We start from the raw sequence: 15,291 nt of genomic DNA, 5'->3' as shown, positions 1-15,291 counted from the left end.
CCTCGCTTCAACGCGCCTTATCCTTGCGCCGATGGGCTTAACCGGCCTGCAACTGGCGCACGGTTTCGCCATACCCACCATCCGCCACAAAGGCGCGTTCCGGCGCTGTCGACGGACGCGCCAGTGCATCGTTGCGATAGGGGAAACGCCCGAAAAGGCGGATCACCTCGCGATGCGCCTTGGCATGCAGCAGGTTGGATGCGCCGGTTTCGGGCATCCGCTCGTGCATAAGGCGCACGCAGCGTTCCTGATCGCACAGGTTTTCCGAATGCATCAGGGGCAGGTAGAAAAACTGACGCCCCGGTTCGGCGATCCGCAGGTCCCACTTGCGGTCAATCACGGCTTTGGCGGCAGCAAGGGCGTTTGCATCTGTTGCAAAGGCTTGCGGACTGCCACGAAACATGTTGCGCGGAAACTGGTCGGTCAAAATGATATAGGCCATCGCACCGGCAGGATAGGTCAGCCACAGGCCAAGCGCCCCTTCGGTCGCTTCTTCCCATGTTGTCAGAAACCGGTCCCTGATCAGTTGGTCAAACGCATCGTCCTGTTTATACCAATCCTCAGGGCTGCATTCATCCAGCCAGAAAGATAGCACTTCATCCGGTTTAACCATGACGACCCTCCTCGGTCCCTGCCCGACCATCTTGAAAAGGTTACAAAACCTTTGCCTGTTACGACAGTAAATATGTGTAACAGACCTGACATACAAACGGATGGTTGCGGTATCAGCGACAATGATTGCGGTTTCAGGCGGATTTTGCCCGATCTTGCTCGGCGTCGGCGGTGCTGATGGCATGTTCGCGGGCCACATCCAGCGCCACGGATGTCGCTGTAGGCGAGATCGGACGATAGACACCGGTTTCCGAAACCGTCGGCGCAGGGCGCTGCGTCATGCGGTAGGCCGCGTAAAGCGCCAGCGCGATCATCAGCAAGGCGATCAGCAGAAAATACCCCGGCGATCCGAAAAGCCCCATCATCCAACCCGTGATCAGCGGGCCGGCAATCGCACCCAGACCGTTGATGAACAGCATCCCCCCCGAGGCCGAGGCCATATCGTCGCGGTCCAAAAAGTCGTTAGTATAGGCAATCAGAAGTGAATAGAGCGGGTTACTGGTGCCACCCACAAGAAAGGCAGCCATCAGAAGCACAGGGAAGGATGTGCCCGCAACCATGCCCAGCATCGCTCCTGCACCGCCCACTGCCGAAGCCAGCAGGATCAGCATGCGGCGGTCCATCCGGTCGGACAGCCAGCCCAGCGGGAATTGCAGAACCGTGGCCCCCAGATAGAAGGCGGTTACGAACATGGAAATCTCGGCAAGGCTCAGGCCGGTGCGCGCGCCATAAACCGCGGCCATGCCGAATTGGGCCGCAAACACGCCCCCCAGCAGGAACATCCCCGTGCAGCCCAAGGGCGACGTCTTGAAAAGCGCGCCAAGGCTCATCGGTTTTGTTGTCTCGAAAGCGGGCGTCGGGGTCACCGACAAAAGGATGGGGGCGAACGCGATGGACACCAGCACCGATGGGATCACGAACAGGATGAAACCGCCGGGATCGGCGACCAGCAACAGCCCTTGCGCGATCATGATACCGCCGACCTGCACCAACATATACATCGACAGCGCCTGACCGCGCGTCTCGTTGGTGGCGGCATTGTTCAGCCAGCTTTCGGCGGTCACATAGACGCCACAGAAACAAAAGCCGATCACAACACGGCAGGCCATCCAGACCCAGGGGTTGGGCAGGCTGGGATAGAGGATGAGCACAGCCGAAATCAGAGATCCAAGGGCGGCAAAGACCCGCACATGCCCTACGCGGCGGATCATTTCCGGCGCCAGTTTCGAGCCGCCCAGAAAGCCCACGAAATAGGCCGACATGATCAGCGACATCTCGAAGGTCGAAAAACCTTCGATCTCGCCGCGCACCCCCAGAAGCGTACCCTGCAGGCCGTTGCCGATCATCAGCAACAGCAGCCCCAGCAAGAGGGCCCAAGCATTGGACAGAAACTTCAGCATCGGATGCTCCTTGGCAGCGCCGCAACTCGTGCCACGGGAATGTAAATTCAGGGTAACGGGGGGTATCCCCGCGTGTCACGGACAAAAGCGACCTTTTCGAGTCGCAAGACTTGCCTGCTCCGCCTCGCTGACATCTCAGCGCGGCGGGATCAACAGCGAGGCATCACCATAAGAGAAAAACCTGTATTTTTCTGCAATCGCATGCGCGTAGATCCGCCTGACACGGTCCTGCCCCATCAGGGCCGAGACCAACATCATCAGCGTCGACTTGGGCAGGTGAAAATTGGTCATCAGCGCGTCGGTCACGCGGAAGGTGAAGCCGGGATAGATAAAAATGTCGGTATCGCCTGACCAAGGGGCAATCTGTCCGGTGGCGCGCGCAGCGGTTTCGATCAGGCGCAGGGCGGTTGTGCCAACGGGGATGATGCGCCCGCCTGCGGCCTGTGTGGTCGCAATCTCGGTTGCGGCCTGCGCACTGACCTCGCCCCATTCGGCATGCATCCGGTGGGTGGTCACGTCATCGACCTTGACCGGCAGAAAAGTGCCGGCACCCACATGCAGGGTCACATGGGTGAATTGCACCCCCATCGTGGCCAGATCATCCAGCAGCGGCGTGTCGAAATGCAGTGATGCTGTTGGGGCAGCCACGGCACCGGCACGGCGGGCCCAGACGGTTTGGTAATCCTCGTGATCCTGCGCGTCAGCCGCACGACGCGCGGCAATATAGGGCGGCAAGGGCATGGCGCCCGCTGCGGCCAGGGCCGCATCGAAATCGTGGCCGTTCAGATTGAAGGACAGGATGCCCTGCCCTTCGTCGCGCCCCTCCAGCGTGGCGGATAACGTATCCGAGAAGTCGATCCTCTCGCCTGTCCGCAGCTTCTTGAGCGGTTTGATCAAAGCCGACCACAGCCCGCCAGCGCGCGGTTCAAGCAATGTCACCTCGATCCTTGCGGCGGTCGCGCCGGCCTCGCCGTGACGGTGCCGCAGACCGGACAGGCGTGCGGGGATCACGCGCGTGTCGTTCAGGATCAGACGGTCGCCGGGACGCAGGTATGTCAGCAGGTCGCGGACATGGGCGTCCTGAACAGTGTCGCCATCCGCCACAAGCAGGCGCGCGGCGCTGCGCGGGCGCACAGGACGGGTCGCGATAAGCTCTTCGGGCAGGTCGAAGTCGAAATCGGACAATTGCATCAGATTTTCCGGTTCAGTGGCATAGGTCGCGCCGCATTAAAGGTGCTGCGATCAGGCTGCAACCTTGGACATTTATCAACGTCGTGTCATTGCGTCAGTTCCGGTGCCGGCCGACGGAAAATCTCGCGCAGCATACCGGGCGCCAGAGCTGAAAGCGGGTTCATCTGCACACGCGGATTATCCGGCGGTCCTTGCAACTGATAGGTAAAGCCGATCAGCCCCTCGCCCTTACGGGTCAGAAGCGAACCGATTCCGTTGAACATATAGATCGGTGAGAACACACCCTGAAAATCCATATGCTTGCGCGTCAGATCGTAATAGCCATCCAGCGACACACCCAGCGAGGCCCCGACCGCAGAGCCTGAACGCAAGACAAGCTGTTGCGGCGTCAGAAGAAAACCGGCTTCTACTTCGGAGAAGTGCAAACCCGAGCCGTTCAACTGGTCCAGCAGGCCCACCACGCTGACCGCATTGATCAGCGCCGCCAGCGCAGGCACGTCACGCACCCGCAGGTCCAGCACCTTGAGATCACCGTTATAGCTGCCATCGGTACCGGTCGGGCGCAGCGTCAGGTCAAGCGTGCCATCGCGGGCCTGCGGCAGTATGCCCGCCGCCGCGATGGCGCGACCTGCATCCTGTGCCTGAATGCGGAAGGCGCTGCGCCCGTTCATCGGCACAACGCGCCCAAGTATCGGGGCTTTGCCGTTGACGTTGCCACTGAAACTGCCGTCTAGCCCGCCTGTATTGGTGAACTCACCCCTGAAGTCCGTCAGGGCAATGGTGTCTGTGATCTCCAGCCTGTCCAGGGCCAGCGTCAAAGGACCGCCCGCCTGCCCGCCACCCGCACCACCGCTTGGCAAGGTGCTGCGGCGCAAATCGACGCTACCACCGTTGATCGCGATGGCAGGCGCACGCCCTGCCCCGCGTCCCGTCAAGGTCACCGGCGCATCCAGCCAGCCGCCAGCACGAACCCTGTCGAGCCTTGCACTGGCAAACTGGCCCGCTGCGGTCAGATCCAGCGATCCCGTCAGGTTCAGCCCCGGCGCGTCCAGCGTGATCCGGTCGACCTTGGCGGGCGTGCCAAGCGTTCCCGCAACCTCAAGCGTGCCGGTCCCCTGCCGTGACAGGGACCAGCCCAAGGACGGGACCGACAAGCCAAGCCCTGCCAAGTCCGAGGTCAGGCGAAACGCTGGCGCGCGCTCGCGTTCCAGATCCAGCGCAATCCGGCCCTGCCCCGCGCCGCTGAATGTTCCGGGCGGCAGGCTGAGGTTGAATTCATCCGCAAAGGCCTGTGACAGGGTGACCGTGCCCGCGACCTGACTTTTGCCCTGCGTATTGTCGCGCAGGGTCGTGCTCCAGACAGCGTTGAAGGGCACATCGCCCAAACGTCCCTGCCCTCCGATGCTAAGCGTGTTGGTATCGGCTTTCAGTTCCATCGCGTCGGCCTGCAGGCGGCGTCCCGGCATGATACCCTCGCTCACCACATCGCGCAGGCGGGCACTGGCTGCGAAACGCAGATCATCCGGCATCAACGGTCGTATCAGCGGCATGTCGATTACGGCTGTCACCTCGGCCACACCCTCGGCCAGATCGACGGGGCGTCCTGCCTTTTCGAGCAGGCGCAGGTTAGGGGTGTCAAGCATCGCCAAAGTTGCGGTGATACTGCCATGCGTCGCCAAACGGACCTGAGCATTGGCGGGTTTCATGGTCACATCGGGAATGGTGAAACTCGTACCCGCGACGTCCAGCGATCCGCCATTCGGGGGCGTCACCTGTCCTTCGGTAGCGCTGATCACGAAACGGCGGTTGGTCAGGCTGGCCTGCCCTGTCGCACCGGTCAGTCGCGGCATGTCACGGCCATAGGTGACATCGGCCTTGTCAAAGGCAAAGGCAAGGTAAAGGCGGTCCGTTGTGCCGGGACGACGGCGAAACCCAAGCTGGATGTCGCTCATCTGTGCTGTATGCACATTTTCCGCCACCCATCTCCGCGTAACAGGCACCAGTGCATCGGGCCACAGCTCAAGCACGCGTTCGGGCAGGATCGCATCCATCCGGCCATTCACGGCCACATCCCAGCCTTGCGGTCCAACGCCCACCTCGCCATCCAGAAGCAGGCGACGCCCCTTGTCGAACAGGGTCAACTGCCCCAGTGACAGTTTGAACGGATCAAGCGAAAGACGCAGATCCAGCAAAGCTTCTTCCAGCGCGACGGGTGTCTCATAGAGATCGGCAGGATTCGCCACGATGTCGAGAATACGGAACTGCCCCAGAAGGGTGGATGGCCAACCATTGGCCACCGAGGCAATCGTGGCCCGCCCTTCGGCACGGGCGGTGATCCATTTGCTGGTGACGGACAGATCGTCAAAGGCAAGCTGTCCGGTTTCCGGCGTGAACGTCATATATGTCTGCGCGGCATCGAAGGGGATCGGCTGCGCCTGATCGTCGGGCTGCACCACACCAGCCCCGATCTGCAGGGCCACGCTAAGCGGTCCAAGCGTGCCAGCTTCATCGACCGAAACGCGCATCGCGCCGGAAATCGGCGCGCGCAGGACGCCCAGCCATGCCAGCGCTGTCGACTGGCTGGCCAGATCCGAGGCGGTCATATCCTCGAAGCTCAACCCGACCTGTGCGGCCGACGATCCAATCTGCCCGGTATAGCTGAGGCTGAGCGAGGTGGCATAATCATAGCCCGACAACAGCGCCACGTCCCCCCGCAGGGTCAGATCGTCGCCGTTGCGCCGCAAGGCAATCCGGCCTCCATCCACCTGCCAGAGGCGACCGGTGCGCGCATCCTCGTAGGTCAGCCCAAGATTGTCGGCGTCGATCTCGCGCAGACCGGCAAGTCGGGGCTGGTTCAGCAAACGGTCCAGCCCTTCGATCAGGGCGGCGGGGTTCGATGCCCGCTCAATCGGGGGAAGCGCGTCGCCGAGGGCCAGATCAAAGCTGCCATCCTCCATCCGCCGCAAGGACAGGCGCAGACCCGACAGGCTGACACGCCCCGGCTCCAACTGCCCGCGCAACAGAGCCTCGCCCGAAAGGCCAGCCTCCATGTTTCCCAAGGTCATGATCGGTGCGCCGCCCACCTCCCGCAGGGAAACATCGCGCATCCCGATGCGGGGAGCCCATCCTTCACCGACGGTAAAGACCAGATCGGTGAATGTGATCTCGTGGCCCGGCAACACCGCGCCGATCCGCGCCTCGATCCGGTCACGCATCCAGTCAGGGGCCGCAATCGGGCGGCCAACGGACCAGAGCAGCGCCAAGGCGATACCGCCTGCGATGGCCAACACAACGCCGGTTGTCCAGATGGCCGACCACATCATCGACTTACCGACATGGCGCCTTGTCTTGGCTCGCGCCTTGCACGGCTGCTCTGGCGCAGGTGGCTGCGCGACGGGCGTGTGCGTGTCTGGCTCCTGTGTCGTCATCCGGTCGTGATCTGCCTGTCTGTTCCGCCCTGAGCAAGCTCAAGCGACGAGGCATCATACCCCGCCACCTCAAAAAACGCCCCATTGCCGTTTCCCGTTTGCGCGATCCGCGGGAATTCTGGTGAAACTTCCGCCCACCTTACTTTATTGTCGCCCGTCATGTCCTAATATGAAACTCACAAATTCATCAGACCGGAAATATTCCGGCACCCGAAACCCGTCAGACCAAGGAAAAAACAATGCTCGCAGTTTCCGACCAAGCCCCCGATTTCACCCTGCCGCGCGATGGCGGCGGCACTGTCACCCTGTCTGCGCTGCGCCCAGCCCCTGTCGTTCTGTTCTTCTATCCGCGTGACGATACATCAGGCTGCACGACCGAGAACAAGGCCTTTTCCGATCTGCTGGACAATTTTGGCAAGGCCGGCGTGCAGGTCTTCGGGATATCAAAGGACGATATCGCCAGCCATGACAAGTTCCGCGACAAACACGCGCTGCGCGCGCCATTGTTGTCGGATGCCGAGGGGACAGTCTGCGAGGATTACGGTGTCTGGAAAGAAAAATCCATGTATGGCAAGAAGTTCTTCGGGATCGAACGCAGCACCTTCCTGATTGACGGATCGGGCAAGATTGCCAAGGTTTGGTCCAAGGTCAAAGTACCCGGCCATGCCGAGGACGTTCTGGCAGCGGCCCAAGCCCTGTGAAAACGCTTGCCGAGATGGCCGTCGAGGTATTGGGCACCGCTGACGGCCGCGCCAAAACAGCGCTGTCACATGCCCATGCCGCAAGCTGGCGCGCCGCGCGGGCGGCAGGCAAACCCCTGGCCATCGGCAGGGCCAGCCCGCCCGATCATCCCGCCCGCCCCGCCGCACCCGCCTTGCTGGACCCGCGCGATGTGCCGCGCCGCAAGGCGGGCAGTCGGCAGGGGCGCGTAGCGATGCTGCATGCCGTGGCGCATATCGAACTGAACGCGGTCGATCTACACTGGGATATCATTGCACGGTTTACAGAGACGCCCATGCCTGCCGGCTTCTACGATGACTGGGTCAAGGCGGCGGATGAGGAATCAAAACATTTCAATCTGTTATGCGACTGTCTTGAGGCGCATGGCAGCTCTTATGGCGCAATGCCGGCGCATGCAGGCATGTGGCAGGCCGCGTCGGATACCGCGCAGGATCTGATGGGGCGGCTGGCGGTTGTCCCGATGGTGTTGGAAGCGCGGGGGCTGGATGTGACCCCGAATATGATTGCGCTGTTCGAGAAAGCGGGCGACCGGCAGACCGTTGACGCACTGAACGTTATCTATGCCGAAGAAGTCAGCCATGTCGCCTATGGCTCCAAATGGTTTCACTTTCTATGTGGTCGACATGAACTTGATCCGCGCGTCGTATTTCACGATCTGGTCCGGCGCTATTTCCACGGGTTGCTCAAGCCCCCATTCAACGAGGAAAAGCGGGCCGAAGCGGGATTGCCGCCCGATTTCTACTGGCCGCTAACCGAAGAACAGCGCGCCGTTTGACCCTGTGCGGACCGCGCTGTCGTCTAGTATAGAGCGCCTGATTTCTCGCTGAATAACCGTCCTTGTCGGCAGTTTCCTGCCAGTTTGCAGGCATTTGCCTCTTTCGTCCGCATTCTTGCCGCAAACATCTTGCCCCAAGCCTGCGGGCTGTTTACGAACTTCTCACGGGTTGGCTTGGGGACATTGGAGCTGCCTGCACGGGGATGGAACAAGGGACAGATTGGTGAGAACACGACTGGCAATCCGGATCGACGCCACACTTGAGCGTTGGTTTCCGGAAAGACGGCTGTTTCTGCGATCAGATTCAGACACAAGATTCATCCGGCTGAAGCCGGGAACGCAGTTGATCGCTTTTACCGGCGGCGCCCTTGTGGTGTCATGGACGATCATCGCAACTGCGATCTTGCTGATGGATAGCATCGGTTCCGGCAATTTCCGCGAGCAGGCCAAGCGCGATCAGCGCACCTACGAGACCCGTCTGAATATCTTGTCGGGCGAACGTGATGCCCGCGCCGCCGAGTCCTTGGCCGCGCAAGAAAGGTTCAGTTCCGCACTGGAACAGATTTCCGTCATGCAATCCGAGTTACTCCAATCCGAGACCCGGCGCCGCGAGATGGAGACAGGGATCGAAGTGATCCAGAGCACATTGCGCCGCACCATGCGCGAGCGCGAGGCGGCCCGTCTGGAGCTGGCCGCCATCAAGTCGCAACTGGACGGTGATACCAACGGCAGCGGCGAGGTTATGGCTTCGGGCAGTGCGGCCGGCGAAGCGATAGACTTTCTGTCAACGGCCCTGGCCGAAACTGCGGCCGAGCGCGACTCGGTGCGCGCCGATGCCGAGGAGGCGCTGATCCGCGCCGACGAGATGGCATTCGAGATCCGTCTGATGCAGGACCAGAACGACCAGATTTTCCGCCAGTTGGAAGAGGCGATGGCCGTTTCCGTAAAACCTCTGGACAAAATGTTCCGCGCGGCGGGGCTGAACACAGACACAATCATCAATCAAGTCCGTCGCGGATATTCCGGCCAGGGGGGTCCGTTGACCCCTTTAAGCTTTTCAACGCGAGGCAGTGACGAGATAACGCCCGACACCGACCGTGCGAACCGTATCCTGAACCAGATGGATGCGCTGAACATCTACCGCATCGCGGCGCAGAAAGCGCCTTTTGCAACACCTGTGCAATCGGGCTTCCGTTTTACCAGCCCCTTCGGTGTCCGGCGCGACCCCAAAACCGGCGGACGGCGCATGCATGAGGGTGTTGATTTCGCAGGCCCTGTGGGCACACCGCTTTATGCCACCGCAGACGGGGTGGTCGTGCATGCCGGCTGGCAATCCGGCTATGGGCGTCTTGTGAAGATAAAGCACGAGTTCGGCATCGAAACACGCTTTGCCCATCTGTCGAAAATTAACGTGAACGTGGGACAAAAGGTGTCGCGCGGGGATCGTATCGGTGATATGGGAGCCTCTGGGCGTGTGACCGGCCCCCATCTGCATTATGAAGTGCGCGTGGGCGGACAGGCCGTCAATCCAATGATCTATATCAAGGCTGCAAACGATGTTTTCTAAGAGCAAAATCAACGAGCCGGGCCCAAAGACACCCGAAGCACCGAAACCTGCCATGCCAGAAGCGTCTGCGGCCTCGCCCAGTGAATTCAAGGCGACCGCGCCGAAACCGAAGCCGCCCGCCTCAATCCTGTCGGCGGATCTGCATATCACCGGCAATCTCAAGACAACCGGTGACATTCAGGTCGAAGGCTCGATCGACGGCGATATCCGTGCACATCTTCTGACGGTTGGCGAAAGCGCCACCATCAAGGGTGAAGTGGTTGCCGATGATGTCGTGATCAACGGTCGCATCGTGGGCCGCGTGCGCGGGCTGAAAGTGCGCCTGACATCGACAGCGCGGGTCGAGGGTGACATCATCCACAAGACCATCGCCATCGAAAGCGGCGCGCATTTCGAAGGTTCCGTGCAGCGTCAGGACGATCCGCTGACCCCCAAGGGTAGCGCCCCTGCAGGCAAGGCGGCACAGGCCTCTGGTTCCGGCACAGACGCTGACAAAAGCAACTAAGGTCAGTAACCTTCACAAATAAGGCGCCGCTTGATCAAAGCCGGCGCCTTTTTCATGGGCTACAGGACGGGTTGCTGGCGCATTAAGCCTCCAGTTCTGCGTCCCAGTAAAGGTAATCCATCCAGCTTTCATGCAAATGGTTCGGCGGGAATTTGCGCCCCATGTTCCGCAATTCCTCGGCCCCTGGCGCGCGCGGCGGTTTACGCAGATGCAACCCCGCCTGACGCAGGGATTTTGACCCTTTCCTGAGGTTGCAAGGCGCGCAGGCGGCGACGACATTCTGCCAGCTTGTGATCCCGCCTGCCGCACGCGGCACCACGTGATCGAAGGTCAGATCGCCCTTGGCCCCGCAATACTGGCAACTGAATTCATCACGCAGAAAAAGATTGAAGCGCGTGAAGGCCACGCGCTTCTGGGGTTTGACATAATCCTTGAGAACGACAACCGATGGCAGCCTGAACACGGTACTGGGGCTTCGGACCACATGGTCGTATTCGGCCACGATATCCACGCGGTCCAGCCACGCCGCCTTGACCGCCTCCTGCCAGGGCCAAAGGGATAACGGGTAGTATGACAGGGGCCGGTAATCCGCGTTCAGCACCAATGCGGGGTGATGCCTGAGCACCGCCGGTTCCCTGACGAATTCTGTTCTGAAATCTCCACTCATCTGGCGCAAAGCTCCCCTGCCCTGTCTGCCGGTCTCTGGCTCCAGAGCGGGTGCGCCCGCCCCGTCGTAGGATGACTATATATCGTGGTTTGTTTCCGGCAAGCCCCACGACATGCAGTAGCCATCACCATTGCCTTAACCACGCGATGCAACACGGATGTGACGCGAATTACCTTGTTTTTGCCGGACATCCCTTGGAGTGGCTGCCTTTACTGCCTATTTTACAGACATGATGACGCAGAAAACGGCAAAAAGAAGCGGGTTTTCGCCCGCTGCGGTGCTGGAAACCGCCCTCTATGTCGATGATCTGGTAGCAGCGCGACAGTTTTACACAGAGGTGCTGGGGCTCGAGATCGTGACAGAGGCCGAGGGGCGGCATGTGTTCTTCCGTGTGGGGGATGGCATGCTGCTGTTGTTCGATCCGGTGACGACTGTCGCACCACCAGATCCGCCCCCCGCGCTGCAAGTCCCGCCGCATGGCGCAACGGGACCGGGCCATATGTGTTTCTCGGTCACCGCCGAGGGGCTGCAACAGGGCCGCAAGGCGCTGGAGGCGGCGGGTATCAAGATCGAGTCGGAAGTGGAATGGCCGAACGGCGCGCTCTCGATCTATTTCCGCGATCCGGCGGGAAATTCGCTTGAGTTCGCCGAACCGCGTCTGTGGTTTTCCGAAAGCTAAAGGCTCAACTTGTCACGCATGAAGGCCAGTGCAACCGACAACCCGTCGGGCGCGATGCCATGCGCGGTGCCCTTCATGATATGGGCAAAGACATCGGTAAAGCCTGCGTCCTGCAAAGCCTGCGCCGCCTGCGGCAACGACTGGACCGGCACCACATCATCGGCATCGCCATGCACCAAAAGCACCGGCATGCGGCTGATAGTCTCGTCCGGCAGAACCTCGGGTTGCAGCAAACGTCCCGAAAAGGCCACGATACCGGCCAATGGGTCCTCGCGGCGCGGGGCGACATGTAGCGACATCATCGTGCCTTGGGAAAAACCAAACAACACCATCTGTTCGGGCAAAAGATCCTCGTCCACCAGCAAGGCATCCAGAAAGGCGTTCAGATCGGACGCCGCCGCCTGCATGCCGCGCGCGGCCTCCTCCTCGCTTGATCCGTCGATCCACGGGATGGGAAACCACTGATACCCGAATGGCGCGCCGGCGCAGGATTCGGGCGCGTCGGGGGCCACGAACAGCGTATCGGGCAGATGTTCGCCCAAAGGATCGGCAAGACCCAGAAGGTCGGCCCCATTCGCACCGTATCCATGCAGAAAGACCACCACAGAGCGTGTCTCACCCGATAGCGGCGCCCGCCGCTCTGCATTCAGTACCCGTGTCATGCGATGCCTTCCCTTTGCTTTTGCACATGGTAGTAGGCCCAAAGCATCCGCGCCGCAACCGATCGCCACGGGCGCCAGATTTCCGACATCCGGCGCAGCGGAGCCTCGCGCGGGCGATCAGGCAAATTGTACAGCATCCTTGCCCCTTCCTGCAGCGCCAGATCACCGGGGGCAAAGACATCGGCGCGGCCAAGGCTGAACATGGCGTAGATCTCGGCTGTCCAGATCCCGATGCCCTTCACAGCGACCAGCCTGTCCACAACTTGCGCTGTCGGCAATGCCCGCAACCCTTCAAAGTCGATCCCTGCGGCTGCCAGCGCATGGGCATAGGCGGCTTTCTGGCGGCTCAGACCGTGCGCGCGCAGCGCGTCGGTATCGAGGGCAGCCACGGCATCCGGCGTGACCAGACCCGCCGCCTCCAACCGGCCCCAAATCGCGCGGGCCGAGGCGACGCTGACCTGCTGGCTGACAATCGCGCTGAGAAGCTGGGCAAACCCGTCGGGCCTGCGCCGCAACGGCAGCGGCCCTGTCTCGCGATAGGCGCGCGCCATGGCGGGATCGTGCTGGCAAAGCCAAGCCACCCCTTCGGCCACACAGGCATCACTGGTGATGATCCTTTCGTCCACGCGTCCCCCCTTGCCGCGAATCGGCATGACCATGTCCTGACCCGCGCGCAGCCTATCGCAGCCCTGGTCGAAGGCCATCACCGTGTGCCATTGCGCCAGCAGAAAGCCACGAATGCAGAAAAGACCACGCATTCCCCGACCCTGCTTCTTCTTGCTAAAAATATCCATTCACGGTTTCACGAAGGAATTTCCGGCAAGGGAAACTGCCTAGAGCAGGAATTTTTTCTGATAGAAAGGTGTTTCTACGATCCGCAGGGAATAGAATACACTTTCTTTTCGAAAATACCGGAACGATATTCCCGACATGAGCAACATGTTCCCCCTTCCAAGTGCCAATTGGCCGGTGATGAGTCCCGGATCGGTCTGGCTGGCCGGCGCCGGTCCGGGCGATCCGGGCCTGCTGACCCTGCACGCACTGAACGCGCTCAGGCAGGCTGATGTAGTCGTCTATGATGCACTGGTCCAGCGCCAGATTCTGGAGTGGGCACCGCAGGCCGAACTGGTCTATGCCGGAAAGCGCGGCGGCAAGCCGTCGGCTTGTCAGGCCGATATCACGCAAAGGCTGGTCGATCTGGCGCAGCGCGGCAAGCGGGTGTTGCGACTGAAGGGCGGCGATCCTTTCGTGTTCGGGCGTGGCGGGGAAGAGGCGCAGGTGCTGGTTGCGGCGGGCATTCCGATCCGCATCATTCCCGGCATCACGGCAGGCATCGGCGGTCTGGCCTATGCGGGCATTCCGGTGACGCATCGCGGCGTGAACCAGTCTGTGACCTTCGTGACCGGACATGACGCCACGGGAGAGGCGCCCACGCAGGTTGACTGGGCCGCGATTGCGCAGGGCAGCCAGATGATCGTGATCTATATGGGCGTGAAATATATCGGCAAGATTGCCGCGCAACTGATCGCCGCAGGGCGCAACCCAGAAGAGCCCGCGGCGGTTGTCGTCTCGGCCACCACCGCGCAGCAACAGGTTCTCGACACGACACTGGGCCGGATGGAGGCAGATATCGCCGCTGCCGGTCTGGAGCCACCCGCGATCTTGTGCATCGGCGAAGGTGTCCGCCTGCGCGAGGGTCTGAACTGGCAGGCTCTGGCCTTGGGTCTGGCCCCTGTCCAGCATCAGGCGATGGCCGCGGCGGGCTGAACGCGCCCGTTTTGCCGTAGCGCCGCAATTCATTATGGCCCTTGCGGGTCCGCTGTGTGCGGTCTAGCAATCACACATGAGCGATACTGCATATATCCCCGACGATGCCCGCGCCAAGCGCAACGTAGCCATTCTGGTCATGGCGCAGGCCATTTTGGGATCGCAAATGCCGATGATCTTCACGATCGGCGGGTTGGCGGGGCAGTCACTGGCGTCGAATCTGTGCTGGGCGACTCTGCCGATCTCGCTGATCGTGCTGGGGTCCATGCTGGCGGCCACGCCTGTATCAGCCATCATGCAGAAATACGGCCGCCGCACCGGTTTCCTGATCGGCACCACAGCCGGCGCCATTGGCGGGGCTGTCGGGGCTTACGGGCTTTACACAGCCTCATTCCCGATCTTCTTGCTGGGTAGCTTCATCACTGGAATCTACATGTCCGGTCAGGGATTCTACCGCTTCGCCGCTGCGGACATGGCCTCGGACGCGTTCCGGCCCAAAGCGATTTCCTTCGTCATGGCGGGCGGTTTGCTGAGTGCGGTGATCGGGCCGCAACTGGTCAAGGTGACGGCCGAGTCGATGGTCATTCCCTTCCTTGGCACCTATCTGGCGGTGATCGCGGTCAATATCATCGGCTCAGGTCTGTTCTTCTTTCTGGACATCCCCACGCCCAAGCCCCCTGCGGCAGACGCCCCCAAGGGGCGCAGCCGGATGGAACTGCTCAAGACACCCGCTGTTGCTGTGGCCGTGATCTGCGCCACGGTTTCCTATGCGCTGATGAATCTGGTCATGACCTCTTCGCCGCTGGCTGTCGTGGGCTGCGGGTTCGAGACCAATGACGCGGCTAATGTGGTCAGCGCGCATGTTCTGGCGATGTATGCGCCTTCATTCTTCACTGGCCATCTGATCGCGCGTTTCGGGGTGGAAAAGATCGTGGGCCTTGGTCTGCTGATCCTTGCATCAGCAGGCGGCGTTGCCTTGATGGGGGTTGAGCTTGAGCATTTCTTTATAGCGCTGATCCTGCTGGGGCTGGGCTGGAACTTCGGTTTTATCGGGGCGACCACGATGCTGGCCGCCAGCCATGCGCCCAGCGAGCGCGGTCGCGTGCAGGGAATGAACGACTTTATCGTCTTTGGCGGCGTTACAATGGCCTCGCTATCCTCGGGCAGTCTGATGAACTGCTCGGGCGGCACCGCGCAAGAAGGCTGGATGGCCGTGAATATGGCGATGCTGCCGTTTCTGGTACTGGCGACCGGTGCATTGATCTGGCTGGCAATGCGCCCGCGCGAGGCATGAGCG

14 protein-coding genes are annotated in these 15,291 nt (G+C 61.3%); 7 read left to right on the top strand and 7 right to left on the bottom strand.

Going from position 1 to position 15,291, the window contains the following annotated elements; all coding sequences use genetic code 11:
* Positions 1–37 precede the first annotated feature (37 nt).
* The 4 genes from K7H22_RS00705 to K7H22_RS00690 all read right to left on the bottom strand — a co-directional run bounded on the left by K7H22_RS00705 (position 38) and on the right by K7H22_RS00690 (position 6,631).
* Positions 38–613, bottom strand: a complete 576-nt coding sequence (locus K7H22_RS00705) for a DUF924 family protein (RefSeq protein ID WP_230798593.1) — start codon at positions 611–613, stop codon at positions 38–40.
* A 133-nt stretch (positions 614–746) separates the two neighbouring features.
* The gene (locus K7H22_RS00700; RefSeq protein WP_230798592.1) at positions 747–2,012 is read right to left on the bottom strand and encodes an MFS transporter; all 1,266 of its coding nucleotides are present in this window, start codon (positions 2,010–2,012) and stop codon (positions 747–749) included.
* A gap of 135 nt (positions 2,013–2,147) precedes the next feature.
* Positions 2,148–3,203 (bottom strand): tRNA preQ1(34) S-adenosylmethionine ribosyltransferase-isomerase QueA, encoded by a 1,056-nt coding sequence (queA, locus tag K7H22_RS00695; RefSeq protein ID WP_230798591.1) that lies wholly within the window; start codon positions 3,201–3,203, stop codon positions 2,148–2,150.
* A gap of 86 nt (positions 3,204–3,289) precedes the next feature.
* Positions 3,290–6,631: an AsmA-like C-terminal region-containing protein gene (locus K7H22_RS00690; protein WP_230798590.1), complete on the bottom strand. Its 3,342-nt coding sequence runs from the start codon at positions 6,629–6,631 to the stop codon at positions 3,290–3,292.
* A 239-nt stretch (positions 6,632–6,870) separates the two neighbouring features.
* Here K7H22_RS00690 and K7H22_RS00685 point away from each other — a divergent pair, with 239 nt between their 5' ends.
* From K7H22_RS00685 to K7H22_RS00670, 4 genes are all read left to right on the top strand, one after another.
* A complete protein-coding gene (locus K7H22_RS00685; RefSeq protein ID WP_230798589.1) occupies positions 6,871–7,332 on the top strand; it encodes a peroxiredoxin in 462 nt (153 codons plus the stop codon).
* A 14-nt stretch (positions 7,333–7,346) separates the two neighbouring features.
* Positions 7,347–8,147: a ferritin-like domain-containing protein gene (locus tag K7H22_RS00680; RefSeq protein ID WP_230798957.1), complete on the top strand. Its 801-nt coding sequence runs from the start codon at positions 7,347–7,349 to the stop codon at positions 8,145–8,147.
* A 223-nt stretch (positions 8,148–8,370) separates the two neighbouring features.
* The gene (locus K7H22_RS00675) at positions 8,371–9,714 is read left to right on the top strand and encodes a DUF5930 domain-containing protein (protein ID WP_230798588.1); all 1,344 of its coding nucleotides are present in this window, start codon (positions 8,371–8,373) and stop codon (positions 9,712–9,714) included.
* A complete protein-coding gene (locus tag K7H22_RS00670; RefSeq protein ID WP_230798587.1) occupies positions 9,704–10,219 on the top strand; it encodes a bactofilin family protein in 516 nt (171 codons plus the stop codon). Before K7H22_RS00675 ends, K7H22_RS00670 begins: the two co-directional genes overlap by 11 nt.
* An 82-nt stretch (positions 10,220–10,301) precedes the next feature.
* Here K7H22_RS00670 and K7H22_RS00665 read toward each other — a convergent pair whose 3' ends face one another.
* Complete coding sequence (locus K7H22_RS00665; protein ID WP_230798586.1) at positions 10,302–10,886, bottom strand: HNH endonuclease; 585 nt, start codon at positions 10,884–10,886, stop codon at positions 10,302–10,304.
* Positions 10,887–11,118: 232 nt separating this feature from the next.
* Between K7H22_RS00665 and K7H22_RS00660 the strand changes: the two genes are divergently transcribed.
* Positions 11,119–11,565 carry a VOC family protein gene (locus tag K7H22_RS00660; RefSeq protein ID WP_230798956.1) on the top strand — a complete coding sequence of 149 codons (447 nt, stop codon included), beginning with the start codon at positions 11,119–11,121 and terminating at the stop codon, positions 11,563–11,565.
* Here the strand turns inward: K7H22_RS00660 and K7H22_RS00655 are convergent.
* Complete coding sequence (locus K7H22_RS00655; RefSeq protein WP_230798585.1) at positions 11,562–12,227, bottom strand: alpha/beta hydrolase; 666 nt, start codon at positions 12,225–12,227, stop codon at positions 11,562–11,564. The two genes, K7H22_RS00660 and K7H22_RS00655, sit on opposite strands and share 4 nt — an antisense overlap.
* A complete protein-coding gene (locus tag K7H22_RS00650) occupies positions 12,224–12,880 on the bottom strand; it encodes a DNA-3-methyladenine glycosylase family protein (protein WP_230798955.1) in 657 nt (218 codons plus the stop codon). The genes K7H22_RS00655 and K7H22_RS00650 overlap by 4 nt, the downstream gene beginning before the upstream one ends.
* A 277-nt stretch (positions 12,881–13,157) precedes the next feature.
* Between K7H22_RS00650 and cobA the strand changes: the two genes are divergently transcribed.
* Both cobA and K7H22_RS00640 read left to right on the top strand, forming a co-directional pair.
* Positions 13,158–13,994 carry a uroporphyrinogen-III C-methyltransferase gene (cobA, locus tag K7H22_RS00645; RefSeq protein ID WP_230798584.1) on the top strand — a complete coding sequence of 279 codons (837 nt, stop codon included), beginning with the start codon at positions 13,158–13,160 and terminating at the stop codon, positions 13,992–13,994.
* Positions 13,995–14,070: 76 nt separating this feature from the next.
* On the top strand, positions 14,071–15,288 hold the full coding sequence (locus tag K7H22_RS00640; RefSeq protein WP_230798583.1) for an MFS transporter: 1,218 nt from the start codon (positions 14,071–14,073) through the stop codon (positions 15,286–15,288).
* Positions 15,289–15,291 lie beyond the last annotated feature (3 nt).

This window comes from Seohaeicola saemankumensis (assembly GCF_021021435.1).
In the GTDB taxonomy this organism is placed as follows: domain Bacteria; phylum Pseudomonadota; class Alphaproteobacteria; order Rhodobacterales; family Rhodobacteraceae; genus Seohaeicola.
The sequence above is the reverse complement of the archived record's forward strand: the minus strand, read 5'-3'. Positions and strand labels throughout refer to the sequence as shown.

Excerpts from the sequence above, each read along its gene's own strand:
- K7H22_RS00705 (WP_230798593.1), bottom strand. The coding sequence starts at position 613 with ATGGTTAAACCGGATGAAGTGCTATCTTTCTGGCTGGATGAATGCAGC.
- K7H22_RS00700 (WP_230798592.1), bottom strand. The coding sequence starts at position 2,012 with ATGCTGAAGTTTCTGTCCAATGCTTGGGCCCTCTTGCTGGGGCTGCTG.
- queA (WP_230798591.1), bottom strand. The coding sequence starts at position 3,203 with ATGCAATTGTCCGATTTCGACTTCGACCTGCCCGAAGAGCTTATCGCG.
- K7H22_RS00690 (WP_230798590.1), bottom strand. The coding sequence starts at position 6,631 with ATGACGACACAGGAGCCAGACACGCACACGCCCGTCGCGCAGCCACCT.
- K7H22_RS00685 (WP_230798589.1), top strand. The coding sequence starts at position 6,871 with ATGCTCGCAGTTTCCGACCAAGCCCCCGATTTCACCCTGCCGCGCGAT.
- K7H22_RS00680 (WP_230798957.1), top strand. The coding sequence starts at position 7,347 with ATGGCCGTCGAGGTATTGGGCACCGCTGACGGCCGCGCCAAAACAGCG.
- K7H22_RS00670 (WP_230798587.1), top strand. The coding sequence starts at position 9,704 with ATGTTTTCTAAGAGCAAAATCAACGAGCCGGGCCCAAAGACACCCGAA.
- K7H22_RS00665 (WP_230798586.1), bottom strand. The coding sequence starts at position 10,886 with ATGAGTGGAGATTTCAGAACAGAATTCGTCAGGGAACCGGCGGTGCTC.
- K7H22_RS00660 (WP_230798956.1), top strand. The coding sequence starts at position 11,119 with ATGACGCAGAAAACGGCAAAAAGAAGCGGGTTTTCGCCCGCTGCGGTG.
- K7H22_RS00655 (WP_230798585.1), bottom strand. The coding sequence starts at position 12,227 with ATGACACGGGTACTGAATGCAGAGCGGCGGGCGCCGCTATCGGGTGAG.
- K7H22_RS00650 (WP_230798955.1), bottom strand. The coding sequence starts at position 12,880 with ATGCCGATTCGCGGCAAGGGGGGACGCGTGGACGAAAGGATCATCACC.
- cobA (WP_230798584.1), top strand. The coding sequence starts at position 13,158 with ATGAGCAACATGTTCCCCCTTCCAAGTGCCAATTGGCCGGTGATGAGT.
- K7H22_RS00640 (WP_230798583.1), top strand. The coding sequence starts at position 14,071 with ATGAGCGATACTGCATATATCCCCGACGATGCCCGCGCCAAGCGCAAC.